We start from the raw sequence: 24,481 nt of genomic DNA, 5'->3' as shown, positions 1-24,481 counted from the left end.
TAGGACGCAATTCCGCCGTCAACAGTTAGCTCGATCGCTCGGTTGCGAAACGCAAGTTATCCCCATGACGGATGGCGAAAGCCCTTCGTCGCGAGCACTTTTCCAAGCCTAGATTTCCACAGACACCATTCCAGCGTGAATAAGCGGTTGCCGGACCAGCGTACGACGAATAAGCTCCTGCTGCGGCAAGGTGCCGCTCGATCACTGAGGATACCATGGCTACCGGAACGGTTAAGTTTTTCAATCAGGACAAGGGCTTCGGCTTCATCACCCCCGACAATGGCGGAGCAGACGTGTTTGTTCACATATCTGCGGTACAGTCCGGCGGCCCGCTGCGGGATGGCGCAAAGGTCAGCTACGACATCGGCCAGGATCGCAAGACCGGCAAATCGAAGGCTGAAAACGTTCAAACGCTCTAAGAGCGCGCGCTATTCGATGACGACCTCGGATGCGTATGGTTCATGGACGTCGCCACGGCGTTCGACCACCGCATCCGAACGGTCTCGAATGCAGATATGACCGTCGCCATCCGCACGCCCACGACGCAGCCGAGGACGCACCTCGCAGTTCTTGTGGTTTTGGGGCTAACCCATCTCCTCAACGATCTGATGCAGTCGCTGATTCCGGCTGCCTACCCAATCCTGAAGGATGCGTACGCGCTCGATTTCGTGCAAATCGGCCTGATCACCATGACCTTCCAGATTGCCGGATCGCTGCTGCAGCCGGTCATCGGCATGGTGACCGACAAGCACCCCGCACCCTATTCGCCTGTCGTGGGCATGATGTTCACCCTTTCCGGACTCGTGAGTCTCGCATTCGCCCACAGCTATGCGATAATTCTTGTCTCGGTGGCGCTGATCGGCATCGGATCATCCATATTCCACCCTGAGGCGACCCGTATGGCGCGCTATGCGGCCGGCGGCCGGCAGGGGTTGGCCCAGGGTCTCTTCCAGGTTGGCGGTCAGGCCGGAGGCGCGCTCGGCCCGGTCTTTGCAGCATTGATCATCGTGCCGTTGGGGCAGCCGAGCCTCGCCTGGTTCGCTGCCCTTGCCTTGCTCGCCATGACGCTTCTGGCCTGGATCGGCAGCAAACAGCGCCAGATCAGTGCCGAGTTCGCGGCAATGCGGATAGGTGTAAAGAAGGCGGGCGGAGCGGCACGCCATGCGCCCGCGACGATCGCCATCGGCCTCGTCGTCCTCACGGCACTCATGTTCACCAAGAACGCCTACGGCGAGAGCTTCAAGTCGTTCTACATCTTCTATCTCATGGAGAGGTTCGGCCTTTCCATCCCGGCGGCGCAGATGATGCTGTTCATCTTCCTGCTCGCCTCGGCCGTCGGCGCGCTTGTCGGCGGCATCGTCGGCGACCGCATCGGGCGCTACCGCATCATCTGGATTTCTGTCCTCGGGCCGCTTCCTCTGACACTGATGCTGCCTTATGCTGATCTGTTCTGGACGGGCGTGCTGACAGTGATGATCAACCTGATCATGGCCAGTGCCTTCGCATCGATCCTGATCTATGCAATCGAGCTGCTGCCACATCGCATCGGGTTGATCGGAGGACTGTTTTACGGCCTGAACTTCGGACTTGGCGGTATCGCCGCTGCCCTCCTCGGGATTTTGGCCGACCGCTATGGCGTCGAAACGGTCTATGCCATCTGCTCGTTCCTGCCGCTCGCAGGGCTCCTCGCCTGGTTCCTGCCGAAGATCGAGGAAGGCGGGGCCTAGCGACCTGAAGCGCTTGTCACAACCGCTCCGGAAACCGGAGGACGGCAATACCGCCGAAAGGGCGACGAGACACACATCTCCACCGAGGCTATAAAACGGGTCCGACGATGGCGAGGCCGTTGTTCCTCAGGCGCTTCCAGACAGACCAGCGTCCCACCTCCTCCGGCAGGATCTGCCGGCATCGCGCGAGATAGGCTTCCTGCCGGGCACGCAAGGTTGTTGTCAGGTCGACATCTTCGAGAAGGATGTTGTTCTCGTAGTTGAGATCGAAGCTGCGCCGGTCCATATTCGCCGAGCCGATCAGCGAGATGGCGCCATCCATGGTCAGGGTCTTGGCATGGAGCAGCCCGGCCTCGTACTCGAAAATCGTCACGCCTGCTTGGAGAAGGTCGAGATAATAGCTGCGGCTTGCCGCCGCGACGGCGAAGTCATCATTGCGCGCGGGAAAGATGATGGTCGTCTCGACACCCCGGTTGGCGCAGGCGCAAAGTGCGGCCTGCATGGCAGCATCCGGTACGTAGTAGGGTGTCGTTACGAAGAGCGAACGCTTTGCGGCATAGATCAAAGTCTCGAACATTTCCGGCATCGCGGAATTTCGGAATGTGGGGCCGGTGGCGACCACCTGGGCGGTAAAACCAGGTTTCGTATCCACCATCTGCTTGCGTAGGAGGTGCCCGATGTCGCCGCCGCCATTGCCCATCCAGTCGCTGGCGAAAAGATGCTGGTTCTGCCGTACCACCGGCCCTTCGAAACGCATCAGCACATCGACCCAGGGCGCGAATCTTGCTTTGGGCAGGAATTCGGGATCAGCGCAGTTCTGACTGCCGCAATAGGTGATGCGGTTGTCGATGACGGCGATCTTGCGGTGGTTGCGCAAGTCGATGCGGCCAGTGAGGGCGCGCAAAAGCGGATTGCCGATCACCAACGCCCGGCGGACCTCTACACCCGCTCCCGCCATATCGCGCCAGAGCGGGCCACGCACAAGCGCACGTGAGCCAAGATCATCGACGAGAACGCGACAGGCGACCCCGCGACGCGCCGCCCTTTGCACCGCCTCAGCGACCGCCGTGCCGTTACGGTCGGCGAGCCAGATGTAGAAGAGAAGGTGGACATGGTCGACCGCCGCATCGATATCCGCGACCAACGCTCTGATGGCGGCATCCGAGTCCTCCATCAGCCGGGCGCTGTTGCCTCCGGTTGGCGCATAGCCGCTGATCGAGCGCCCGACGGCAAAGAGCGCGGCGTGCTGGTTCTGCACCTGTGACGCCGACGGCCAGCCCGGCGCCGTCTCCGGAGGCGGCAGCTTACGGAAGGCGGCCTTCAGTCGCTCCACCCGCCTGCGACCGACATTCGTCTGCCCGACGAGAAGATAGACCAGCGCGCCGACATACGGGAGCAGCAGCACAAGGACGAGCCAGGCAGCACGCGATTCCGGTTGCCGATGCGGTCGCAAGAGGATGTGAACGGCCGCCGCCGCCACAACCACGATGTGCAAGACCATGAACATCATGCGGCGGAACCATAAAGGAGATCAAGCGCGGCGAGCACGATCAGAAGATAGGTCCCGTTGCCGTCGACATCCTCCTCCTCGGAAAGATCGAACCGCGCCCAGAGGTCGTCACGGTTCCCGGCTTTGTATTCGCTGATCACCATTTCAGCGATGGCACGAATTTTCGGAAACTGCGCCGGATCGAAATGCAGGCCCTCTCCATCGACGAACAGGCCCTGCTCCTGCAGAAAACCTGCCATCGGCATCGATGTTTCACTGAGATAGAAGAGAAGATCGTTCGCATTCAACGGCTGGTCTTGCGATTGGGGAACGAGCCCAACCTGTTCGACGAGCCTGCGCGCCCAGGATTGCATGTCGCGACTGAGGCGTTCGGATGTCACAACTGTCATTGAGATTCTCTCTCGCAAACGGCGCGGCAAGGGGTTGGTACCAGGGACTGGCCGCTCCGAATCGCACCGGGCTGCTTCAAAAATCGACGGCGCCGATCCGACGCAGTTCGGCAAGCAAGGGCAGCATCGGAACCCCGGCTGCGGTGAGGAAGTCGCCCTCGATCCTGTCGACGAGCTGGATCCCCTCTCCGTCGACCCGGCAGAGATTGGCGCTTTGCAGCCCATCCGCGCCGACTTGCGCCATGTAACGGCCGATAAAGCCGGGATCGAGCTTCAACAGTGTGATGCTCGCGACACCAGCATGGCGCCACAGCACCTGGCCATCCCGGGCCAACACGACGGCCACATGGATCTGGTGCGTCTTGCCGGAAAGCAGAAGAAGACGGCGTCGTGCTTCCTCCATGTTCGCAGGCACATGCAGGATCTCGTCATCCAGCGAGAAGACTTGTTCGCAACCGAGGAAGAGGAGGCCTGGTTGCCGTCCGCTTGCCTCCGTCGCCTTGGCCTCCGCCAGAACGAGGGCGACATCTTCGGCTGATGCGCCTGTTTCTTCCAGTGGTGCCTGCAGTGCACGATCATCGAGATCGGCTGCCATGACATCAACGGTGATCCCCGCATTGCCGAGCAACCGTCTGGCGAAAGTGTTTTCCGATGCCAGGAAAAGGGGCTTGTTCATTTCCAGGTCTCCCGTTTGTTGTCGTATTCCTGCCCGCCAGCGGGACGCTTATCGTTGCGTTACTCCGGCGAGAGCACCACGGCGGCCTCTGTTGTCAGCGTGCGGAAGGTAAAGCTCTCCTGGACGTAGAGATCGACGGTGATGGCGGAGTGGTTGAGATAGCCGATCGAGAAGTCCTGCCCGACGGTCAATTCGAAATCGCCGCCGCGCAGCGACAGGATAAGCCCACCTTCGATGGCCGGTGCCCAGATGATCCCTCCGTCGGCGATCCGCTCGATATGGTGGAAGACCGGGTAGCCGTCGTCGCTGCCACCGCTTGCGGCCATATAGGCATCACCACCGAGAACGAGCGCGTAAGGGCCTTCCACACCGGCAAGGCGAAGCTGGCCGACCGCCCGCGCCACCGCATCGGAATAGCGCTTCACGTTCGTGGGAAGTGGCTCGGCGGGATTGCTTGCGGCGGCGCGAATCCCCTCGATATCGGCGGCAGCGTAGCCGTCGAACACGGCCCGGTCCTCGGCATGGGCGATTTTGCGCATGGCTTCCTTGACGGGCGACCAGTCGCTGTCGAGCGCGCCGCGCTCCACATCGTCGATGGCGCTGCGCGAGAGCTGAAAGGGGACACGAAGCTCGACCAGCGCCTTGACCTCGCGCTTCACCGACTGCACGCCTTCGGCCGGTGGCGTGACCGGCTCGACATGACCCGTGCCGACCGCCGAGAGGCCAAGCCCGGAAGGTCCAACCATGTCGACAACCCGGCGGGCGGCGAGATGGCGCTTCAGCGTACGTGTCGCCTCTTCCTCGATTGCGGCCCAGGCGGCCTCGGAAACCGGCGCAAGTTCACGGTGCAGGTTATTCATGGGAAGCCCCTTTCCTGAGAGAGCCGATGCCGAGCGATCCATCGCCGCGGGACGGTGATTGATCCGCTTCCAGCTGTACCTCAGCAGCAGGCACGGGTGCGGCATCTGGTGTCACCGCATCGAGGAACGAAGTGGAGGGAATGAAGAACAGCGTGCCCGTGACGGCACGGCTGAAATCGAGCAGCCTGTCGTAGTTGCCGGGTGGACGGCCGATGAACATGTTCTCCAGCATCATCTCGACCCGGCGCGGCGAGCGCGCATACCCGATGAAGTAGGTGCCGAACTCGCCCTTGCCGACATCACCGAAGGGCATGTTGTCGCGCAGGATTTCCAAGGGCTCGCCGTTCTCCTCGATCGACGTGAGAACATTGTGGGCATAGCTCGGCTTGGCGTCATCATCGAGCTCGATATCGGAGAGCTTCTCGCGGCCGATGATCCTTTCCTGATCGGCCACCGGCACGCGGTTCCACGCGGCGAGATCATGCAGATACTTCTGCACGATCACGTAGCTTCCACCGGCAAAATCCGGGTCTTCCGCACCAATGATGGTGGCGGCGACGGCAGCCGCGTCAACAGGATTTTCCGTGCCGTCGACGAATCCTATAAGGTCGCGGTCGTCGAAATAGCGGAAGCCGTGAACCTCGTCCTCCGGGACGACGAAGCCCTTCAGCCGGTTCATCACTTGGGTTGCCAGTTCAAAACAGAGATCCATGCGTGCGGCGCGGATATGAAAGAGCAGGTCGCCGGGCGTGGCTACGGCATGATGCCGTCCACGGATTTCACGAAAGGGATGCAGATCTTTCGGACGAGGTGCACCGAACAGCCGGCCCCAGGCATCCGAGCCGATGCCGAGCACACAGGAAAGCCCGCCTTCAAGGTCACGAAAGCCAACGGTGCGCAGAAGGCCCGAGAGATCGGCGCAGAGCTGGCGCACGGCGCTTTCGGCCTCACGGCCCGGTTCGAGGGTCACGACAAGAAAGATTGCCGCCTTTGTCAGGCGTGTGGCGACCGGTTGCGGGACGACGGAGGAAAGGGCTGCATCCATGCGAAATCCATTCGGCAAGGGCTGAAGACGGGCGTGACCGGAGAAAAAGGCCGCCCTTGAACTGGTCAGAGGTCGACTGGGCGGCCGGATTTCTCCTCTTCCAATGTCACCGCGATATCGGCATTGGCCGCCAGCCGCACCTTGTCGCCCTCGACACCCGCCACGAAACCCATCTCGATAAAGTGGTGGTGGCCCTCGTGGCGACCAAAGCTATCGCTCTTCTTGAGCTTGATACGGTTGCCTTCCACACGGTCGACAGTCCCGACGTGCACGCCGTCCGCGCCGATCACTTCCATGTCTTCCTTGACCTTGTCGCTCATGTCCTTCTCCTTTGCTTTGACGCCAATCAGACCACGACGAACTCATCCTGAAGGTAAGGCCGCTCCCGATAGCAAAGATACGCACGGTAGAGCGTGCCACCGAGAAGCATCAATTCTGCCAGTGGATCTGGTACATAGCGCTGGATCGCCTGTTTCAAAGGGGCACCCCTGACGGAATCCCATCCCTCTCCACCAGCCCGTCGCAGCTGGCGCCCAGGCCCAATCGCGCGCTCCTCCAGCACTTCGGGGCAAGGCATGCAAACTGGATATCGGCGACACCATTCCGGCCGAAAAAGCACCCGCGCCATCCTTGCCGGCGATGAAGATTGCCGCCTGCGCCGACATGGCCAGACCTGCGCGCTTCACCGTCAGACGTCCGGCTTGCCCATTTCGCGCCGCAGCTCATCGAGGGCCCGGCGCATGCCGTGCAGCTGGTCCATGAGATGCAGGATCACGTCGATGCCCGCATCGTTCGCACCGATGCCCGACTGTAGTTCGCCGATCAGCCGTGCGCGAGCGACATCGATTTCCCGGAAGCACGGGCCTGATGGTGTCTTCTCCGGCACCAGCCACTCCTGCTCGATCCAAAGTTCCAGAACCGTCACCTGGAGGCCGGAGGTTTTCAGGAATTCCTCTCTGGTCATGACCATGGTCAGCCCTCCTCACGCGGATTGAACGACTTGCCCTTTTCCCAGTTGGCAATGAAGGCTTCGAGCTCGGGATCAGGCGGGTTCGGCAGGACAACCTTCAGCTTGACGAACTGGTCGCCGAAGCCGCCGCCGCGTTTCGGTGCACCCTTGCCCTTCAGCCGGAGCCGCGAGCCGGTATTGGATCCTTTCGGCACGGCCATGACGACGGCGCCGGTGGCGGTCGGAACGCGTACGCGCCCACCAAGCACCGCTTCGCTCAGCGAGATGGGCAGTTCGATCGTGATATCGTCGCCATCGCGGGTAAAGCGGGGATCGGACAGGACCTCGACCTCGATCAAGGCATCGCCCGGACCGCCCGTGCCGAAACCCGGCGCACCCTTGCCCTTGAGCCGGATCGTCTGGCCGCTGACGAGGCCTGGCGAGATCTTCACGTCAAGCGTACTGCCGTCCGGCAGGGTGATGCGCCGGGTGGCGCCGGCGATGGAATCGGCGAACCCGATCTCAAGATGGTAGTGCCTGTCCTCGCCGGGGCGGTTCGCCCGAGCCTTCTGGCCACGGCGAAGAAGATCGGCAAAGATGTCGTCGCCGTCCATAAAGTCGGCATAGCCGGAAGCATCCGCGTAGGGATGCTCAGCCTGGGCGCCGGCGTAATCACGGTAGTAGCTCTGGCGCGGAGGTCGCTCGGCGCCGGAGGCATCGATCTCGCCGGCATCGAAGCGCTTGCGCTTGTCGGTGTCGCCGAGGAGATCGTAGGCGCCGGCGACCTCCTTGAATTTTTCCTCCGCCGCCTTGTCACCCGGATTAAGGTCCGGGTGCAGCTTCTTGGCAAGCTTGCGGTAGGTACTCTGTATCTCGGCCGCCGTCGCAGTGGACGACACACCGAGAACCTCATACGGATTTTTCACGACTGGCTCCGGACATCATTGAACGACACTACCTATATTAGGCCTGTGTTGGATTCCGGCAACGCGGCAACGTAACCATGCTGCCGGATTTCTTAGAGCGCTCTGGCTTGCCGTCGTCATCGGGATTTTTACGAACGCGGCGCCTACCGTGCCACCCTTGGTTCCCGCAGAGGCAGCCGCACTTGGCAATTGCAGTGTATTGTCGTCCGCCGTGGTGCTTCGAACGGCGATTGGGATCTCGGCTGAGCCGTTCTTCGGGCATCCATGATTTCAATATTCGCTGGCGTAGGGTTCAAGCCGAAAAAGCCTGTGGGCCCACCGCTCCTTGCAGCCTTTTCTTCCAGGAGCTTCCGCTACAAACCGTTGCGGATCCCGTAGGCGACCCCGCCCGCCACCCACGGCAAAGGCAAATCACCTGGCAAGATCTCCAGCGAAGAACCCAACTCTCAGGTCGTGCAAACGCGCAGGATCCGCCTCTCGGAACTTGCTACCAAGCCACGATCTTGTTGTTGAAATCGACAAAATGTACCCCGCCCGTGCCTGCGCGAGCGACCAGGGTCTCGACGATACCAGCCGAACTGGTTTCGATGTCCAAAGGCGCAGCGTCGCCACCCATATCGGTGCGCACCCAGCCGGGCGAAACGGCAAGATAGGTCCGGCCATCGGCGTGGCGGGCGGCAAAGCTCTTCATCAACTGATTGAGGGCCGCCTTGCTGGCGCGGTAGATCTCCCAGGCGCCACCGGCATTGCCGCTGACGCTGCCCATGCTGGACGACATGGCGGCCACCACGCCTGCCGGTTTCACCTGATCGTGCAGTGCGGCGATGACGCGCAGCGGCGCGAGTGCATTGGTGAGCATCACGTCGACGAAGTCCTCGACGGGCGCATCCTCGACGGCTGCAGCCGGATCCCGGGCAATACCGGCATTCATGAAAAGCGCGTCCAGCACTCGCCCGTCGAGTTCGCGTCGCACCCGCGCGATATCGTCGGCGACCATGATATCGAGCATCAGGATCGACAACCGATCCCCGGCCGCCAACGCATCGAGCGCCAAGCGACCGCGAGCGTCGCGCACGGTCGCAACGACGTCCCAGCCCTTGGCAAGAAAGGCTTTCGCCAAGCCCAACCCAAGGCCGCGCGAGGCTCCGACGATCAATGCGACCTTGCGATCCGCTACTTCCGACATCTGGCTATGCCCTCTTCAGCCCGCCAAAGCAGGCATATTTCAGCTCCACATATTCCTCGATACCATATTTGGAGCCTTCGCGACCAAAACCGCTTTCCTTGATACCGCCGAAGGGAGCGAGTTCGGTGGAGATCAGGCCTTCGTTGATGCCGACCATGCCGAATTGCAGCTCTTCGAGCACATGCCAGATGCGGTTGACGTCGCGCGCGTAGAAATACGCCATCAGGCCGTAGCGCGTGTCGTTGGCGAGGCGGATGACTTCGGCTTCGTCCTTGAAGCGGAAGACCGGGGCGACCGGGCCGAAAGCTTCTTCCTGCGCGAGCCGCATCGAGGCCTGCATGCCGCTCAGCACCGTCGGCTCGAACCAGGTGCCGCCGAGTGCATGCGGCTTGCCGCCGGTTTCGACATGGGCGCCATGGCCAACGGCGTCACCGATCAGTTCCGCCACCTTCGTGACGGCCTTGGTATTGATCAGCGGGCCCTGCACCACCTCCGGCGCAGCACCGTCTCCGACCTTCAGCTTCGCGACTTCTTCCGTCAGCTTCGCCACGAAGGCATCATGGATACCGTCCTGCACATAGATGCGGTTGGTGCAGACGCAAGTCTGGCCGGAATTGCGGAACTTTGACGCGATGGCGCCGGCAACGGCGAGGTCAAGGTCGGCGTCGTCGAAGACGATGAAGGGCGCATTGCCGCCGAGCTCCAGCGACAGCTTTTTCAGCGTGTCAGAGCACTGCCGCATCAACAACTTGCCGACGGCGGTTGAACCGGTGAAGGAGAGTTTTCGGATGACCGGATGCTCGCAGAGCAGGCGGCCGATGCCGGCGGCGTCCTTCGACGGCACGATGTTGAGCACGCCGGCGGGAATGCCGGCCTGCCGGGCAAGCTCGACTATCGCGAGCGCTGTCAGCGGCGTTTCCTCGGAGGGTTTGACGACCATGGTGCAGCCGGCGGCAAGCGCTGCCGCCGCCTTGCGGGTGATCATCGCCAGCGGAAAATTCCAGGGCGTAATGGCGGCGCAGACACCGATCGGCTGTTTCAGCACGACAAAACGCCGGTCGCGCCCGGCCGACGGGATGACGTCGCCATAGACGCGTTTCGCCTCTTCGGAAAACCAGTCGACGAAGGAGGCGCCGAAAGCCACCTCGCCCCGCGCCTCATAGAGCGGCTTGCCCTGCTCGGCGGTGATCAGCCGGGCAAGGTCTTCCGTATGGACGGTGATCAGGTCGAACCAGGCGCGCAGCAGCTTGGCCCGTTCTTTGGCCGGGCGCTCACGCCAGTCCACCTGCGCGCGTTCGGCGGCAAGGATCGCGCGCTCGACGTCGGCAGCAGCGAGATCGGCGACGCGGGCGAGAACCTCCCCCGTCGCCGGATTGCGCACTTCGAAGGTCGCGCCCCCATCCGCACCCACCCACTCACCATCGATGAAGGCGCGGTCATGCAGCAGCGCGAGCGTCATTGCCCGGCCTCCACCTTTTCCAGCGCCGCCCGCAGGCTGTCCTTCAGGATGGCGATGCCTTCGTCGAGATGGTCGAAGGGGATCGTCAGCGGTGTCAGCACGCGCACGACATTGCCGTGTACCCCACAGGAAAGCAGCAGCAGGCCCTTTTCGGCGGCGGTATGCGTGATGGCCTTCACCAGCTCCGGCCAGGGCTGGCGCGTCTCGCGATCGCGCACGAACTCGATCGCCACCATGGCGCCAAGGGCGCGCACCTCGCCGATGCAGGCAAACTCGTTGCCCTCCTGCCAGTCTTCGAAGACCGCCTTCAGCCGGCTGCCGACCTCGTTGGCGCGGTCGATTAGTTTCTCCTCCTCGATGATCTCCATCACGGCGAGCGAGGCCGCGCAGGAGAGCGGATTGCCGGCGAAGGTGGAGCCGACACCGCCCATCGGGATCTTGTCCATGATGTCGGCGCGGCCGGTGACGGCGGCGATCGGAAACCCGCCGCCGAGCCCCTTCGCCATGGTGACGATATCGGCGGCAACGCCGGCATGTTCCATCGCGAACATTTTGCCGGTGCGGGCAAAACCCGTCTGGATTTCATCGGCGATCAGCAGGATGCCGTGTTTGTCGCAGATTTCGCGCAGCGTGCGCAGGAAGGTGACGGGCGCCGGATAGAAACCGCCCTCGCCCTGCACCGGCTCAACGAAAATGCCGGCAACGCGGGTCGGATCGACCTCGGAGCGGAAGAAGCGATCAAGGGCCGTCAGCGATTCCTGCTCGGAAATGCCGTGATAGGGAATCGGGAACGGCAGGTGGAAGACGTCAGGCACCAGCGGACCGAAGCCGGCCTTGTAGGGCGTGGTCTTGCCGGTCAGCGTCATCGCCATCAGCGTGCGGCCGTGGAAGGCGCCGGAAAAGGCCACGAAGGCCGAGCGGCCGGTCGCGGCGCGGGCGATCTTGGCAGCGTTCTCGATGGCTTCAGCGCCGGTGGAGACGAGAAACGTCTTCTTCGGGAAATCGCCCGGCACCAGGTCGTTCAGCTTCTCGCAGACCGCGACATAATCGATATAGGGCGTGGTCTGGAACGAGGTGTGCGTGACCTTGTCGAGCTGGTTGCGCACACGCTCGACCACCTTCGGATGGCGGTGGCCGGTGTTGTTGACGGCGATGCCGGCGGCAAAGTCTATGTAGCGCTTGCCCTCGACGTCCCACAGTTCGGCGTTCTCCGCCTTCTCGATATAGACGTCGAGATGTTTCGACAGGCCAGCCGGAATAGCGGCAGCGCGCCGCGCCGTGAAGGCAGCGTTCGTGGACATGGATGTCTCCTTGGACAGTTTGTTATGGCGCGGCGCTATCGCGGCGCTTCAAGTTGGCCGGCCCCATTCTCTCGGACGGGGCCGGCGCATCAATTCCTAGACGGCCGCCTTGGCGCGGCGGGCGTCCCGGGCAAGCTTCCAGTCGACGCATTCCTCGGAGCAATAAATGCTCCCGTCATGCACCTTCTTGCGGGCGGAATCCTCGGCCGAGGCCTCGTAGATCAGCACGCCGCAATTGGCGCATTTCGTGTAGCTTTCGATGTAAAGTCCGTTCAGCGAAAACTTCATGGTCTCAGGCCTCCTGGTAACCGTAGTGTTTCTGGGCGGCCGCCTTGGAGACGTAGCCCTCGCGGACATCCTCTGCGACCGCTGCTAGATCGCGCTTTGCCGGTTCGCCGTAGCCGCCGCCGCCGGGGGTGACGAGCCGCACGCGGTCGCCGCGGCGGATCGAGACGTTGGAATAGCGGCTGGTCGAGGCCTTGCCGTAGGCCTCGCGCATCGTCTGCCAGTCCTCGCGACCGTTCTTCATGACCAGCGTCGCGCCGACGCCGCCTTCCGTGCCGCCGTTCAGGCCCCAGGGGGCGAGCAGGTGGCGGTCGGTCATCTGCGAGCAGATGATCTCGTCGTTGAGGCACAGCATCTGCTTGGAATAACCGACGCCGCCGCGGTATTCGCCGGCACCGCCGGCATCGACGTTGAAGGCGAGGCTTTCGATGCGCCAGGGGAAGCGCGTCTCGTAGACTTCGACCGGCGTGATGCGGCAATTGCCGTTGATCGAGTCGACGCCGTCATTGCCATCCGCAAAGGCACGCCCGCCCCATCCGACCGCTTCGAGATCGTAGCAGGCGAAATACTCGCCCGTATCGGCATCGACGCCGCCGAAGACGAAGTTGCAGTGCGTCGCCCCTTCCGCCGCCATCACCCGGTTGGGCACGGCCGGCGCCATGGCGCCGAGGATCGTGCCGACGATGCGCGGATGCGTTTCGGTGTTGCCACCGACTTCCGGTGCCGGGAAATCGACATTGACGATGGTGCCGGGCGGCGCCATCACGCGGATCGGCCGGAAGCAGCCGGAGTTGCGCGGGATGGTCGGGTCGGTCATGTGCAGCACGGCGTTGTAGGCAGCCGAGGTGGCGACGCCGAGCGTGGCGTTGATCGGGCCGGAGGCCTGCGGCGAGGAGCCGTGATAGTCGACGATGATCTCGCCGCCGCGCTTGTGCACTTCCACGGCGACCGTGTAGGTGCGGTCGGCATCGATGCCGTCGCTCTCGATCGTATCCGAGAAGGCGTAGATGCCGTCGGGGATCGCCTCCAGCTCTGCGCGCATGCGGCGTTCCGAATAGAGCAGCAGATCGTTGACGGTCTCCTTGATCTTCTCCTTGCCGTACTTCTTGTAGATTTGCGTCATCTGCTTTTCGCCAAGATCGACGGCGGCGATGAGGGCGCGCAGATCCCCGTAGTTGACGCGCGGCGTGCGCACGTTGGCGAGCAGCAGCTTCCAGACCTCGATATTGTCCTTGCCGCGCTTCTTGATCTTTACCGGGGGAATGCGAAGTCCTTCCTGGAAGATTTCCGTCGCCTCGCCGCAAAAGCCGCCGGGCGCCATGCCACCGACCTCGGCGATATGGCCGATCGCCACTGCAAAGCCCATGATCTCGCCATCGACGAAGATCGGCTTGAAGAAGGTGTGCTCCGGCGTGTGCAGGCCGCCGCGATAGGGGTCGTTGTGCAGGATGACGTCGCCCTCCTCGATCTCGCCGATCGGGATTTCCTTGAGGCACGACTTGACGAGCAGCGGCATGCCGCCGATCTGCGCCGGGCAATAGTCGGCGACGGCGATCATGTCGCCGTTCATGTCCGCAAGGCCGCAGGTGAAATCGAGCGCCTCGTTGAAGATCGTCGAATAGGACGTCTTCATCAGCACGATCCCCATCTCCTTGCAGAGCGAGACCATGCTGGATTCCAGGATGTTCATCGTAACGAAGTCCATAACGGTACTCCTCAGGCCGAAATGATCAGATTGCCGAGCCGGTCAACGCGGAGCGTCTGTTTCGGCTGCAGGATGGTGACGGAGGCGTTTTCCTCGACAATGGCGGGACCGGTGACAGTCTGGCCCTGCTTGAAGGTGCCGCGGTCGTAGGTCTTCACCTCGTGCCAGCCGTCCTCGAAGCGCACCTTGCGGCTGCCGGAAGAGGCAGGCGAGCCCTCGCCCTTTTCGAGCTCCCGCATCTGCGGCTTTTCGGAAACGGCAACGGCCACGACCTTGAGATTGACCGTCTCGATGGTTTCACCGGGGATGGAGAAGCCGAAGCGGTTCTGGTGCTCCTCGTGGAAGCGTTCCCAAAGGCTTGCAATGGTTTCTTCGGTGAACTGGTTGGCCGGAAAACTCAGTTCCAGCTCGTGGTTCTGGCCGAAATAGCGGGCCTCGATGGAACGGTAGATCTCCACCTTCTGCTGGTAGCCCTGGGAAACCAGCTCGGCGATCGCGCCATCCACCAGCTCCGTCATTGCCGCCGTGGCGCGGGCACCGTCGAAATATTTCGAGATCTGCTGCACGGTGCGATGCCGGTCGACGCGGGCATCGGTCATGATGAAACCGAAGGCCGAGAACTGGCCGGGATAGTTCGGCACGATGCCCTGCGGAATGCCGGAAATATCCATCAGGTCGCAGATATGCACCGGACCCGCGCCGCCCGAGGCGACGAGCGAGAAGTCGCGCGGATCGAGACCGCGCTGGAGGAGGACGGCACGCAGCGCGCCCAGCATGTTGTTGTTGGCGATCTGCACCATGGCGAAGGCCGCCGCATCGACCTCGAGGCCGAGCTGGTCGGCGATCTTCTTGACCGCGCGATGTGCCGCCTCGGCATCGAGCTTCATCTTGCCGCCGAGGAAGTAGTCCGGGTTGATGCGGCCGAGCACGACGTTCGCATCGGTCACGGTGGCATTCTCGCCGCCGCGGCCGTAGCAGGCGGGTCCCGGTGCGGCGCCGGCCGATTGCGGGCCCATGCGCAGCATGCCGCCCTTGTCGATCCAGGCAATCGAGCCGCCGCCGGCGCCGATCGTGTGGATGTCGATCATCGGGATCTGGATCGGCAGGCCCCATTCGATCTCGAAATTGGTCGTCACATGCTCCATGCCGTCGACGACGGTCGAGCAATCGGTCGAAGTGCCGCCCATGTCGAAGGTGACGAGGTTCTTGATGCCTGTCAGTTCGGAGAGAACGCGGGTGGCGACGACCGCGCCGGTCGGGCCGGACAGCGTCATCTGCACCGGCGCTTCGGCGGCACCCTTCAGAGTGGACTCACCGCCGTTCGACTTGATCACGCCGATCCTGTCGCCGATGCCGATGGCGTCGAGGCGTTTCTGCATGCGGTGGAAATTGTCGGAGACGATGGGCTTCAGGTAGGCGTCGGCGATGGTGGTGGAGGCGCGGTCGTACTCCTTCCACTTCGGCAGCACGTCATAGGAGATCGAGATCGGCATGCCCGGCAGGTCTTCGGCAAGGATATCGCGGATGCGCTGCTCGTGGCTCGGGTCGATATAGGAGAACAGCGTGCAGATGGCGATGGCTTCGATCGTGCCGTCCGCCTTGATCGTCGCGGCGAGTTCGCGGACAGCGGCTTCATCGAGCGGCGTGACCAGCTCGCCCTTGGCGCTGAAACGCCCGCCGATCTCGTAGGTGTCGGCGCGCTTCATCAGCGGCTTGGTCTTGATCCAGGTAATGTCGTAGTGGCTGCGGCGGTCGCCGCGCTGGATGAAGGGAACATCGCGAAAACCTGTCGTGGTGACATAGGCGACCTTGGCGCCGCGGCGCGTCAGGAGTGCGTTGGTGGCGATCGTCGTGCCGAGGCGGATCTTGTCGACACTGGCGACGTCTTCCACCTGCCCGAGGCCCTGGAGCACGCCTTCGATCGGTTCGGAGGGCGTCGTCAGGTTCTTCCAGTTTTCGATTGTGCCCGTCGCCGCATCGTAGGAGACGAAGTCGGTGAACGTCCCCCCGATGTCGATGCCGATGATTTTGTTGTCAGGCATTGTTCCCTCTTTTCTCATGGATGGATCAGGACGAGCGGGGTTTTTCCCGCTCGTAAGCTTCAAGCAGATGGCGCCAGGAATCGCGGATGTGATCGCGGATGGCGTCCATCGCCTTTTCGGGATTGCGGCTGCGCAGCGCCTCGACGACCGGCCAGTGATCGACCGCCGCCGCCATCTGGCTCTCGAACTGGCGCTCGGCGATGGTGATCAGCATCTGCACTTCGGCCTGGATGTTGGTAAAGGCGTGCAGCGTCTGGCGGTTCTTCGAGAGCTTGCAGATCTCGAGATGGAAGGCGAGGTCGTTTTCGACGAGGGCGATTTCGTCATTCGTGTTGGCCGCCGCAATCATGGCGTCGACGAAGCCGGCGATGCGGTTGATGTCGGCATCCGTCATCTGCGGCAGCGCCTGCTCCACGGCAAAACGCTCGACCACGACGCGGAAGGAAAAGATCTCGTCGATATCGTTGCGCAGGAAGGTGCGCACGAAGGTACCCTTGCGGGGGACCGCGACGAGCAGGCCGCGCTCTTCCAGCCGGCGGATCGCCTCGCGGATGGGATTGCGGCTGATACCGAGCTGGCGGGCCAGCTCCGCCTCGTTGATGCGTTGGCCGGGCTGAAGACGACCGAAGATCAGTTCGCGCACGAGAAAGGTCGAAACCTGGTCGGAGAGCATGCGGTTGTCGATGATGCCGACCGGTTCGTCCGTATTGAAGAGGAGGTTGTTAGCCATTGATGAGCCCTTTCTCGCGTTTTTCCTGCCCCGGCAGGGTCATTTCTCGCCCTGCCATGATTCCGTCTTTGCGGAAGACCAGTATCAACAGCATAAAGGCCGCGATGATAAGCTCCTGCGTGCCCGCCGGCAGCGACCACTGCTCGCCGCCGATCGAAATCCCGCCTTCAAGCCGACGAAAGATATCGACCATCGCCGTGATGACGACGACGCCGACCACTGCGCCGGCCAGGCTACCCATGCCGCCGACGATGAGCATGGCGAGCGCCAGGAAGGTGAAGCTCAGGAAGAAACTGTTGATCGAGACAGTTCCGAGATAGTGGGCCTGCAACACCCCGCCGAGGCCGACGAGGAAGCCGGACAGCGTGAAGGCGATCAGCCGCGACCAGTAGAGCGATATGCCGGCGGCGGCGGCCGCGACCTCATCTTCGCGCGTCGCCCGGATGGCGAGGCCAAAGGCGGAGACCTGGTAGAGGTAGGCGATGACGATGGCGACGACGGCGCAGCCGAGCGCCAGCCAGGCCGTGACATAGGTCGGCAGGCCGACGATCGAAGCAGACCCCATCGTGACGCTGTCCCAGTTGGAATAGACGACGTTCAGGATGAACAGCACGGCGAGCGTGGAGATCGAGGCGGCGAGGCCGGTGAGCCGCATGATGACGAGGCCGGTGAGGAAGGCGGCACCGCCGGCAAGCAGCACCGAGACCACGGCGGACGGCAGGAGCGGAATGCTCTGGTCGCGCAGGAACGGCGGCAGACCGGACATGGTGATGGGCTTCAGCATCTCGCAGCACGTCTGCCACGCCGAGGCATAGGCGGCGATCGCCATGAAGGTGGCGTGGCCGAAGGAGATGATGCCGGAATTGCCGACGAAGACGTAGAGCCCGACGACGATGACAATGCTGATCAGCATTTCGATGACGGTGCGCTGGATGGAGAGGCCCCCGAACTGGCCTGTCACCACCACGATGATCGCAAGCGGTAAGACGAGGGCAAGCACCGGAAACCAGAAGCGGCCGATCGTTGCGAAGGACATGGTATCGCTCTTCATTACACGCGCTCCTTCGCGGCGCTGGTGACGATCAGGCCCTGCGGGCGCACGAGGAGGATCAGGATGACCATCATGAACACGCCTGCATCACGGAAGGGGCGCAGATCGGCCGGGAGATAGGTTTGCAGGAGCACGCTGGCGACGCCGACAAGGAACCCGCCGAGTGCCGCGCCCGGCAAGGAGCCCATGCCGCCGATGACGGTGGCGAAGAAGGCGTAGACGACGGGCATCAGGCCCATGCGCAAGTCGAGCGTGCCCGTCTGGATCGTCAGGAGCAGCGAGACGGCGCCGCCGAGCAGGCCGGAAATGGCGAAGGCAAGTGCGATCACCCGGTTTGCCGGCATGCCGAGCAGGCGGGCCATCTGGAAATTTTCCGCCGCCGCCCGCATCTGGATGCCGAGCGGCGTCTTCTTGAGGAAGAGCACGAGCGCGACGAGCAGGCCGGCGGTGACGACCATGGTGAGGAGCTGGATGCCAGGAACGCGCACGCCGCCAATCTCCACCGCATTGGCCAAGCCCTGCCCGATGCCGACCGATTTCGGCCGGCCGGTGTGGATGAGCATGACGAGGTTCTGCAGGAAATAGCTGACGGCGAAGGAGGAGATCAGCAGCGTCGACGGATTGGAATTGCGCAACGGCCGGAAGGCGACGCGCTCGGTGAGGAGCGCCAGCACGACGACCACGAACAGCACACCTCCGATCATCAGCGCTGCGGGCAGCGCACCAAGCAGCAGCGGCGGTGTGACGCTCGCCGTCGGCACGACCAGCGCATAGGCGCCGATGGTGATGTAGTCGGCCTGGGCGAAATTGACGAGCCGCATGACGCCGAAGACGAGGCCGATCGCCAGGGCGACGAGGGCATAGAGGCTGCCCAGCGCGATGGCATCGACGAGAACCTGAACGATATTGGCCATGGCGTCCTGTTCCTAGATCGCAAGCGTGCTGTCTGTCGCCTTCTCGCCCAGATAGGCGCGGCGGACGGCGGGGTTTTTCTGGATGTCCTGGGGCGAGCCCTCGGCGAGGCTCTGGCCGCCGTCGAGCACATGGATGCGCTGGCACACGCCCATGATCACCTTCATATTGTGTTCGATCAGCAGCACGCCGCAGCCGAAGCGCGCCGGCAGCTCGGCAATCACCTCCATCAGCGCCTCGCATTCCGCGTCGTTCATGCCGGAGGCCGGCTCGTCGAGCAGCGCGAAGGACGGCTGCAAGGCGAGCGCCCGGGCGATGCTGACACGGCGCTCATCGCCATAGGAAAGGCTGTCGCAGCGGTGCTCGGCCTTTTTCGCAAGGCCCATCCAGTCGAGGATTTCGCGCGCCCGCTCTAGGGCCGCCTTGCGTGAAAGCCCGCTGCCGATCGCGGCGACCGAAAGGTTCTGCTCCACCGTCATCGCCCGAAAGAGACGCGCCGCCTGGAAACTGCGGCCGACGCCGGCCTGGGCGATCTTGCGGGCGGTGAGCTTGGAAACGTCGATGCCGTCGAGGCTGATGCTGCCGCTGGTCGGGCGCTGGAAGCCGCTCAGGACATTGACCATGGTCGTCTTGCCGGCGCCGTTCGGGCCGATCAGGCCGAGCACTTCGCCGCGCCGGATCTCCAGGTCGACCCCGCTCAAGGCCCGGATGCCGCCAAAGGCGACGGCAACGCCGCGGGCTTCCAGCCGTTCTTTCGATGGACGTGACATATCGGGCGAGACCTATTCGTAAGCTCGGCTATGAATTTGCTTGGAGATTTTGGTGCCGTCGGCTGCACCGCCATGCAGCCGACGGATCGCTGCCGGTTACTGACCGACGCGGAACAGGAGCTTCATGTCCGGCTTGAACGAGTTCCGGTAGACTTCCACGGCGCGGAAGGAGTCATTCTCGACCTTCATGATCAGCCAGGGACGGTCGACCTGGATATGAAGCTGATCGGTGAAGGATGTCGGGCCGGCGGTGAACGGCTGGTCCTTGAAGGTGTTCATGACGCCGACGACAGCTTCGGAATCCGTCGTCTTCGCCTCACCCACCGCAAAGGCCCACTGCTCGATCAGGCTGTAGCCGAGCACCGAATAGGAGGAGACCGGCGGCTCGCCGTAACGCGCCTTGTGGCTTTCGAGGAACGTGTTCATTTCCGGCCGCGGGTCGTCGCCGTAGAGCGACATGAAGGCGGGCAGGTAGAAGTCCTTGAGGCCCGGCACGGCGTTCAGCCAGTAGTTGTCGACCATCGCCGTGTTGGCGAGGATCGGCAGATCGATGCCGGCAGCGCGAAGCTGGCGCACGGCCGAAGCCCCGCCCGGCGTGAACGAGCAGACGAAGACCGCATCTGGCTGCGTTGCCAGGCCCTTGAGACGGGTGATCTGCGAGGCAATCGACGGGTCGTCGTTCTTGAACGTGTCGTTGCCGAGGATCGTTTCCTCGCCGCCGCCGGCCGCCCAGGCCGCGCGGAAACCGGCACAGGCCGACTTGTTGTATTCGATCGTCAGGTCTTCCAGCACATAGACCGACTTCAGGTTCATCTTCTTCTGGCCGTATTCGGCAATGGCGATGCCTTCCGACTGCGCCGCGCTGTTGGCGGTGAAGGCGAGCGGGCCAACGCCCTGCACGCCCATCTTCGGATCGGCCGCGCACAGGCTAAAGGCGATCTTGCCCGCCTGTTTGGCCGCGAGCGCCGCCGGTGCGCCGAAATCGTAGTCGCAGGAGACGACCAGCATATCGATGCCGCCATCGACGAGCTGTGCGCCGACGGTTGCGGCGCGGGCCTGCTCCGTCTTGGTGTCCATGACGGAATATTCGATCTGGCGACCCAGCAGGCCGCCGGCCTTGTTGATTTCCTCGATCTTCATGACGGCGGCCTTGAAAGGCGCGCTGTCGTAGTTCGAAAGCCAGCCGGATTCCGCGATGGCAAAGCCGATCTTGATCGGTTCTTCGGCCTGAACGCTGGTCACCGGCAACAGGAGGGCGATTGCGGCCGAGGCGGCCACAGCAACAGATTTCATCGTCGTTCCCCTTCAGCCGTGGCGTTGCCCGGCCTGATTTTTTGCACATAGTCCTCTGTGGACAGAAGACAGAATGCGGGTTAGATTTTTTTTGTCAACGGCAAAAAACGGTGTGGTCCTGCGATTTCCATCCGAGATCACAACCGCGCCAAAGGGGAACGACATGCTTGAAATCCGCGGCCTCACCGCCGGCTACGGCCGGCTTGCTGCCTTGAAATCCGTCGATCTTGAGGTTCGAAAGGACGAGATCGTCTTCGTCGTCGGCCCCAACGGGGCCGGCAAGTCCACGCTTCTGAAAACGATTTCTGGACTCATGTCGCCGACCGGCGGCACGCTTACCTTCAGGGGCGAAAGCGTATCCGGCCAACCGCCGGAAAAACTGTGCCGCAAGGGGCTCGCACTCGTGCCAGAGGGTCGGAGCATTTTCCGCACTTTGACGGTGCAGGAGAACCTCTTGCTCGGTGGTATGATCCGCAAGGACAAGGCAGAAGCGGCGGTCGACCTGGAACGTGTGCTCACCATTTTCCCGATTCTGAGGAACCGCTATCGCGGCATTGCCGGCCATCTGTCTGGCGGTGAACAGCAGCAGCTCGCCATTGCACGCGCCATTCTGCAACGGCCCTCACTGATGATGATCGACGAGCCATCGCTTGGCCTCGCCCCCCTCGTCATCGATCAGGTCTACGACAGCCTGCGCCAGCTCAATGCCGACGGCTTGACGCTTCTCGTCGTCGAACAATCCACCGCCCGCATTCTCGACCTTGCTTCGCGCATCTATGTGCTGCGCAATGGGCATGTGGCGCTGGAGGGGACGGCAAGCGATCTTGCAGACGGCCACGCGTTGGAAGAAGCTTACTTCGGCTACAGCAATCACGAAGCAGCACGCGGATAGGCAGGCGGACGCTTCGTTTACACCCAATTCCAGGCAGGAAATTGCGACGCGCTTTCGCGAAAAACTGCCTCAAGGACACGACATATGATCTTCGACTACTGCATTGTCGGCGGCGGCATCGTTGGATTGGCAACGGCAATGCGCCTTATCGAAAACAAGCCGGGCAGCAGCCTCATCCTCATCGAAAAGGAGGACGCGCTCGGCAAGCATCAGACCGGCCACAACAGCGGCGTCATCCACGCCGGCATCTACTATCCGCCCGGCAGTCTCAAGGCGGAACTTTGCCGCAAGGGCGCTGAAGCCACCAAGGCCTTCTGCAGCGAAAACGGCATCCGGTTTGAGGTCTGCGGAAAGCTGCTCGTCGCCACCTCCGATCTTGAGATACAGCGCATGGACGCTCTTTATGAGCGATCAAAGCAGAACACGATCGAGGTGCATCGCGTCAGCGAAGGCGAATTGCGGGAGCGCGAACCGCATATTCGCGGTCGCGGGGCGCTCTTCGTCCCTTCGACCGGGATCGTCAGCTATGCCGAGGTCTGCCAGGCGATGGGACGGCGCATCAAGGCACTCGGCGGCAATATCCGCCTTTCGACACGCATCACGGGCATCCGCGAGACGATCGATGTCGTTGATATCACCTCCGACGGGCAGACATGGCAGGCGAAGAAACTGGTCGCCTGCGCCGGCCTGCAATCAGATCGGCTTGCGGTGCTTGCCGGCCTTCCGATCGAGCACCGCATCGTGCCGTTTCGGGGGGAATACTTTCGCCTGCCTGCCGACAAGAACGACATCGTCCGCCACCTCATTTACCCCGTCCCGGATCCCGATTTGCCCTTCCTCGGCGTGCATCTCACACGCATGATCGACGGCAGCGTGACGGTCGGGCCCAATGCCGTCATCGGTTTCGCGCGCGAGGGCTATCCGCGCCTTTCCATCAACCTTGCCGACATGGCCGACTACGCCTTGTTCCCCGGCTTCTGGAAAACCGTGTTCGCCAACCGGAAATCGGCCGTGACGGAACTGCGCAACTCGCTCTGGAAACCGGGCTATCTGGCGGAGTGCAGAAAATACTGCCCGAGCCTGACGCTTTCGGACCTTCTGCCCTACGAAGCCGGCATACGTGCCCAGGCCGTGCGCAAGGACGGCACGCTCATTCACGACTTCCTCTTCGCGGAAACGGACCGCATGCTGCACGTCTGCAATGCTCCCTCACCCGCAGCCACCTCGGCCATCCCGATTGCGGAGATGATCGTGGGCCGGCTTGGAAACTAGGCAAGGCCTGGTCGATGCGGCCTTGAAAAGGCCGGAACGGCAGGCTGCCGAACGGGAACGAGCAAAGGAGTGCCCTCGCTCCGACAACGGGACGGGGGCACATTGAACACGTCGCATTTTCCGGGCGGCCATGGGAATCACTCGCAAATTGCGGACCGGAAGCGGACTTCGGGGGAATGCCCGTCAGTTGCACCATTTTTGAACGGCAAGGGCGATCGCCTTGGTGCAGTCGACAAGGTCGTGCACGGAGACACGTTCATTCGGCTGGTGCGCCTGCGCCGGGTCGCCAGGACCGAAATTTACCGTCGGCGTGTTGCCGAGCCCTGTCGGAAGACCGATGTCGCTGTGGGCGCCGAAACCTGACAGAACCGGTGACAGATCGGCAGTCGCGACCGCCTCCTGGAAGATCGAGACGAATGGGCTGTCGGCCGGGATTTCCGCACAATCGGCATCGAGGATCCACTCGACACGGGCGGGATGCTCCCGCAGATAGGGGTCGGCCTGGCAGACATGGCGGACGTGCTCCTCGATCTCGCGCTTCACGTGACCGCCGAGACCGAATTCGTCCTTCTCGCTCGGCAGGTATTGCGCGTCGATGATGATCTCGGCACGGCCGGCCATCGAGGACGGGTGTTCGCCAGCACTCATCTGCGTGACGATGATCTGGTTCGGCAGGTCCATCAGCGGGTGGTTCTTCTTCGGGTCGAACATCCAACGACGGTTCAGGATATCGATACCGTCGAGCATTTGGCGGCAGAGTTGCACGGCATCGACCGGTCCGCTCGTATACCAGGCATTCGGCGTCAGCTCGGCATGGCCACCGATCCCATCGATGATGATCCTGCCCCAGAGAATACCATGGCAAAGCGGCGCGATGCGGTTTGCCGTCGGCTCGGTCATGATGCCGGCATCAGCCTTGAAACCACGATCGACCATCGCAAGTGAGCCCATGCCGCCGATCTCCTCGTCCACCACCGTGGTGAAGACGACATCGCCTTTCAGCTCAAGTCCCATTTCCTTGAGAATTTCGACCGCCATCAGCATGCAGGCGACGCCGCCCTTCATGTCGACGGTGCCGCGGCCGTGCAGGAAGCCATCCTTCAAGACGGGCGTGAACGGATCGGTTGTCCAATGCTCGGCCGCACCCGGCGGCACAACGTCGATATGCCCGGTCAGCATGATCGAGCGACCACCACCGGTTCCCTTCAGAACGCCGCCGAGATTCGGACGCCCCTCGAAGGTACGGCCCTTGTTGGCGCCGGGGCGCCCCTGGTACTTGGCATAGAGCGCCGGGCCGTCCGGGTCCCAGAGGTCGGTCGCAAAGCCGAGTGCCTCCAGCCGCTTCTGCAGATAGAGCTGGCAGTCGCGCTCACCAGGTCCCGCCTCCTTTGGGTTCGACTTCACGATCGACGCGAAGGAGACGAGATCGCTCAGTGTCCTGACGATGCGCTCTTCGGCGGCCTCGACGCGATCGGCGATCTGCTGTTCGATGGATGACATG

At 62.8% G+C, this 24,481-nt stretch carries 25 protein-coding genes; 4 read left to right on the top strand and 21 right to left on the bottom strand.

The annotated features are described in order from the left end of the window. Window positions 1-215: 215 nt before the first annotated feature. Window positions 216-419: a cold-shock protein gene (locus tag K0P03_RS24005; RefSeq protein WP_024269913.1), complete on the top strand. Its 204-nt coding sequence runs from the start codon at window positions 216-218 to the stop codon at window positions 417-419. A gap of 96 nt (window positions 420-515) precedes the next feature. Continuing rightward, a complete protein-coding gene (locus K0P03_RS24000) occupies window positions 516-1,727 on the top strand; it encodes an MFS transporter (RefSeq protein ID WP_050746051.1) in 1,212 nt (403 codons plus the stop codon). Window positions 1,728-1,815: 88 nt separating this feature from the next. On the opposite strand, the gene cls is transcribed toward K0P03_RS24000, so the two are convergent. The 20 genes from cls to K0P03_RS23900 form a co-directional block, all read right to left on the bottom strand. After that, the gene (gene cls / locus K0P03_RS23995; RefSeq protein WP_272790787.1) at window positions 1,816-3,228 is read right to left on the bottom strand and encodes a cardiolipin synthase; all 1,413 of its coding nucleotides are present in this window, start codon (window positions 3,226-3,228) and stop codon (window positions 1,816-1,818) included. Window positions 3,229-3,233: 5 nt separating this feature from the next. Beyond that, window positions 3,234-3,656 (bottom strand): hypothetical protein, encoded by a 423-nt coding sequence (locus K0P03_RS23990; RefSeq protein ID WP_130517469.1) that lies wholly within the window; start codon window positions 3,654-3,656, stop codon window positions 3,234-3,236. A 46-nt stretch (window positions 3,657-3,702) separates the two neighbouring features. Further along, window positions 3,703-4,302 carry a Maf family protein gene (locus tag K0P03_RS23985; protein ID WP_130517471.1) on the bottom strand — a complete coding sequence of 200 codons (600 nt, stop codon included), beginning with the start codon at window positions 4,300-4,302 and terminating at the stop codon, window positions 3,703-3,705. 59 nt (window positions 4,303-4,361) lie between these two features. After that, on the bottom strand, window positions 4,362-5,162 hold the full coding sequence (locus tag K0P03_RS23980; RefSeq protein ID WP_130517473.1) for a family 1 encapsulin nanocompartment shell protein: 801 nt from the start codon (window positions 5,160-5,162) through the stop codon (window positions 4,362-4,364). Beyond that, on the bottom strand, window positions 5,155-6,207 hold the full coding sequence (locus K0P03_RS23975) for a Dyp-type peroxidase (RefSeq protein ID WP_130517475.1): 1,053 nt from the start codon (window positions 6,205-6,207) through the stop codon (window positions 5,155-5,157). Before K0P03_RS23975 ends, K0P03_RS23980 begins: the two co-directional genes overlap by 8 nt. Before the next feature lie 65 nt (window positions 6,208-6,272). Beyond that, a complete protein-coding gene (locus tag K0P03_RS23970; RefSeq protein WP_024269910.1) occupies window positions 6,273-6,527 on the bottom strand; it encodes a DUF2171 domain-containing protein in 255 nt (84 codons plus the stop codon). A 26-nt stretch (window positions 6,528-6,553) separates the two neighbouring features. Next, window positions 6,554-6,685: a hypothetical protein gene (locus tag K0P03_RS23965; protein ID WP_256363695.1), complete on the bottom strand. Its 132-nt coding sequence runs from the start codon at window positions 6,683-6,685 to the stop codon at window positions 6,554-6,556. Between the two features lie 210 nt (window positions 6,686-6,895). Next, window positions 6,896-7,177 (bottom strand): chaperone modulator CbpM, encoded by a 282-nt coding sequence (locus tag K0P03_RS23960; RefSeq protein WP_023516772.1) that lies wholly within the window; start codon window positions 7,175-7,177, stop codon window positions 6,896-6,898. Between the two features lie 2 nt (window positions 7,178-7,179). Beyond that, the gene (locus tag K0P03_RS23955; RefSeq protein ID WP_130517477.1) at window positions 7,180-8,082 is read right to left on the bottom strand and encodes a DnaJ C-terminal domain-containing protein; all 903 of its coding nucleotides are present in this window, start codon (window positions 8,080-8,082) and stop codon (window positions 7,180-7,182) included. A gap of 487 nt (window positions 8,083-8,569) precedes the next feature. Continuing rightward, window positions 8,570-9,268 (bottom strand): SDR family NAD(P)-dependent oxidoreductase, encoded by a 699-nt coding sequence (locus K0P03_RS23950; RefSeq protein ID WP_050745979.1) that lies wholly within the window; start codon window positions 9,266-9,268, stop codon window positions 8,570-8,572. 4 nt (window positions 9,269-9,272) lie between these two features. After that, entirely contained in the window at window positions 9,273-10,727 is a 1,455-nt protein-coding gene (locus K0P03_RS23945; RefSeq protein WP_050745978.1) for an NAD-dependent succinate-semialdehyde dehydrogenase, read from the bottom strand. Then, complete coding sequence (gabT, locus tag K0P03_RS23940; protein WP_050745977.1) at window positions 10,724-12,028, bottom strand: 4-aminobutyrate--2-oxoglutarate transaminase; 1,305 nt, start codon at window positions 12,026-12,028, stop codon at window positions 10,724-10,726. The genes K0P03_RS23945 and gabT overlap by 4 nt, the downstream gene beginning before the upstream one ends. Before the next feature lie 96 nt (window positions 12,029-12,124). Then, the gene (locus tag K0P03_RS23935; protein WP_023513745.1) at window positions 12,125-12,316 is read right to left on the bottom strand and encodes a hypothetical protein; all 192 of its coding nucleotides are present in this window, start codon (window positions 12,314-12,316) and stop codon (window positions 12,125-12,127) included. A gap of 4 nt (window positions 12,317-12,320) precedes the next feature. Further along, entirely contained in the window at window positions 12,321-14,018 is a 1,698-nt protein-coding gene (locus tag K0P03_RS23930; protein ID WP_130517479.1) for a hydantoinase B/oxoprolinase family protein, read from the bottom strand. An 11-nt stretch (window positions 14,019-14,029) separates the two neighbouring features. Continuing rightward, window positions 14,030-16,060, bottom strand: a complete 2,031-nt coding sequence (locus K0P03_RS23925; protein WP_130517481.1) for a hydantoinase/oxoprolinase family protein — start codon at window positions 16,058-16,060, stop codon at window positions 14,030-14,032. Between the two features lie 25 nt (window positions 16,061-16,085). Continuing rightward, the gene (locus K0P03_RS23920; RefSeq protein WP_050745974.1) at window positions 16,086-16,790 is read right to left on the bottom strand and encodes a GntR family transcriptional regulator; all 705 of its coding nucleotides are present in this window, start codon (window positions 16,788-16,790) and stop codon (window positions 16,086-16,088) included. Beyond that, entirely contained in the window at window positions 16,783-17,841 is a 1,059-nt protein-coding gene (locus K0P03_RS23915) for a branched-chain amino acid ABC transporter permease (protein WP_245290214.1), read from the bottom strand. The genes K0P03_RS23920 and K0P03_RS23915 overlap by 8 nt, the downstream gene beginning before the upstream one ends. Then, window positions 17,841-18,755, bottom strand: coding sequence for a branched-chain amino acid ABC transporter permease (locus tag K0P03_RS23910; RefSeq protein WP_023514949.1), 915 nt, complete (start codon window positions 18,753-18,755; stop codon window positions 17,841-17,843). The genes K0P03_RS23915 and K0P03_RS23910 overlap by 1 nt, the downstream gene beginning before the upstream one ends. Before the next feature lie 12 nt (window positions 18,756-18,767). After that, window positions 18,768-19,523: an ABC transporter ATP-binding protein gene (locus tag K0P03_RS23905; protein ID WP_050745973.1), complete on the bottom strand. Its 756-nt coding sequence runs from the start codon at window positions 19,521-19,523 to the stop codon at window positions 18,768-18,770. A gap of 96 nt (window positions 19,524-19,619) precedes the next feature. Continuing rightward, a complete protein-coding gene (locus tag K0P03_RS23900; protein WP_130517483.1) occupies window positions 19,620-20,816 on the bottom strand; it encodes an ABC transporter substrate-binding protein in 1,197 nt (398 codons plus the stop codon). 163 nt (window positions 20,817-20,979) lie between these two features. Between K0P03_RS23900 and K0P03_RS23895 the strand changes: the two genes are divergently transcribed. Next, the gene (locus tag K0P03_RS23895) at window positions 20,980-21,708 is read left to right on the top strand and encodes an ABC transporter ATP-binding protein (RefSeq protein WP_130517486.1); all 729 of its coding nucleotides are present in this window, start codon (window positions 20,980-20,982) and stop codon (window positions 21,706-21,708) included. 87 nt (window positions 21,709-21,795) lie between these two features. Beyond that, complete coding sequence (gene lhgO, locus K0P03_RS23890) at window positions 21,796-22,980, top strand: L-2-hydroxyglutarate oxidase (protein ID WP_207900444.1); 1,185 nt, start codon at window positions 21,796-21,798, stop codon at window positions 22,978-22,980. Window positions 22,981-23,163: 183 nt separating this feature from the next. Here the strand turns inward: lhgO and K0P03_RS23885 are convergent, their stop codons facing one another. Then, window positions 23,164-24,480, bottom strand: a complete 1,317-nt coding sequence (locus K0P03_RS23885) for a M20 family metallopeptidase (RefSeq protein WP_272790786.1) — start codon at window positions 24,478-24,480, stop codon at window positions 23,164-23,166. Window position 24,481 lies beyond the last annotated feature (1 nt).

It is taken from the genome of Shinella sp. HY16 (assembly GCF_028534175.1).
Classification (GTDB): Bacteria; Pseudomonadota; Alphaproteobacteria; order Rhizobiales; family Rhizobiaceae; genus Shinella.
The sequence above is the reverse complement of the archived record's forward strand: the minus strand, read 5'-3'. Positions and strand labels throughout refer to the sequence as shown.

Excerpts from the sequence above, each read along its gene's own strand:
- K0P03_RS23900 (WP_130517483.1), bottom strand. The coding sequence starts at position 20,816 with ATGAAATCTGTTGCTGTGGCCGCCTCGGCCGCAATCGCCCTCCTGTTG.
- gabT (WP_050745977.1), bottom strand. The coding sequence starts at position 12,028 with ATGTCCACGAACGCTGCCTTCACGGCGCGGCGCGCTGCCGCTATTCCG.
- cls (WP_272790787.1), bottom strand. The coding sequence starts at position 3,228 with ATGGTCTTGCACATCGTGGTTGTGGCGGCGGCGGCCGTTCACATCCTC.
- K0P03_RS23975 (WP_130517475.1), bottom strand. The coding sequence starts at position 6,207 with ATGGATGCAGCCCTTTCCTCCGTCGTCCCGCAACCGGTCGCCACACGC.
- K0P03_RS24005 (WP_024269913.1), top strand. The coding sequence starts at position 216 with ATGGCTACCGGAACGGTTAAGTTTTTCAATCAGGACAAGGGCTTCGGC.
- K0P03_RS23930 (WP_130517479.1), bottom strand. The coding sequence starts at position 14,018 with ATGGACTTCGTTACGATGAACATCCTGGAATCCAGCATGGTCTCGCTC.
- K0P03_RS23945 (WP_050745978.1), bottom strand. The coding sequence starts at position 10,727 with ATGACGCTCGCGCTGCTGCATGACCGCGCCTTCATCGATGGTGAGTGG.
- K0P03_RS23970 (WP_024269910.1), bottom strand. The coding sequence starts at position 6,527 with ATGAGCGACAAGGTCAAGGAAGACATGGAAGTGATCGGCGCGGACGGC.
- K0P03_RS23905 (WP_050745973.1), bottom strand. The coding sequence starts at position 19,523 with ATGTCACGTCCATCGAAAGAACGGCTGGAAGCCCGCGGCGTTGCCGTC.
- K0P03_RS23960 (WP_023516772.1), bottom strand. The coding sequence starts at position 7,177 with ATGGTCATGACCAGAGAGGAATTCCTGAAAACCTCCGGCCTCCAGGTG.
- K0P03_RS23985 (WP_130517471.1), bottom strand. The coding sequence starts at position 4,302 with ATGAACAAGCCCCTTTTCCTGGCATCGGAAAACACTTTCGCCAGACGG.
- K0P03_RS23910 (WP_023514949.1), bottom strand. The coding sequence starts at position 18,755 with ATGGCCAATATCGTTCAGGTTCTCGTCGATGCCATCGCGCTGGGCAGC.
- K0P03_RS23935 (WP_023513745.1), bottom strand. The coding sequence starts at position 12,316 with ATGAAGTTTTCGCTGAACGGACTTTACATCGAAAGCTACACGAAATGC.
- K0P03_RS23950 (WP_050745979.1), bottom strand. The coding sequence starts at position 9,268 with ATGTCGGAAGTAGCGGATCGCAAGGTCGCATTGATCGTCGGAGCCTCG.
- K0P03_RS23925 (WP_130517481.1), bottom strand. The coding sequence starts at position 16,060 with ATGCCTGACAACAAAATCATCGGCATCGACATCGGGGGGACGTTCACC.
- K0P03_RS23895 (WP_130517486.1), top strand. The coding sequence starts at position 20,980 with ATGCTTGAAATCCGCGGCCTCACCGCCGGCTACGGCCGGCTTGCTGCC.
- K0P03_RS23980 (WP_130517473.1), bottom strand. The coding sequence starts at position 5,162 with ATGAATAACCTGCACCGTGAACTTGCGCCGGTTTCCGAGGCCGCCTGG.
- K0P03_RS23885 (WP_272790786.1), bottom strand. The coding sequence starts at position 24,480 with ATGTCATCCATCGAACAGCAGATCGCCGATCGCGTCGAGGCCGCCGAA.
- K0P03_RS23920 (WP_050745974.1), bottom strand. The coding sequence starts at position 16,790 with ATGGCTAACAACCTCCTCTTCAATACGGACGAACCGGTCGGCATCATC.
- K0P03_RS23915 (WP_245290214.1), bottom strand. The coding sequence starts at position 17,841 with ATGAAGAGCGATACCATGTCCTTCGCAACGATCGGCCGCTTCTGGTTT.
- K0P03_RS24000 (WP_050746051.1), top strand. The coding sequence starts at position 516 with ATGACCGTCGCCATCCGCACGCCCACGACGCAGCCGAGGACGCACCTC.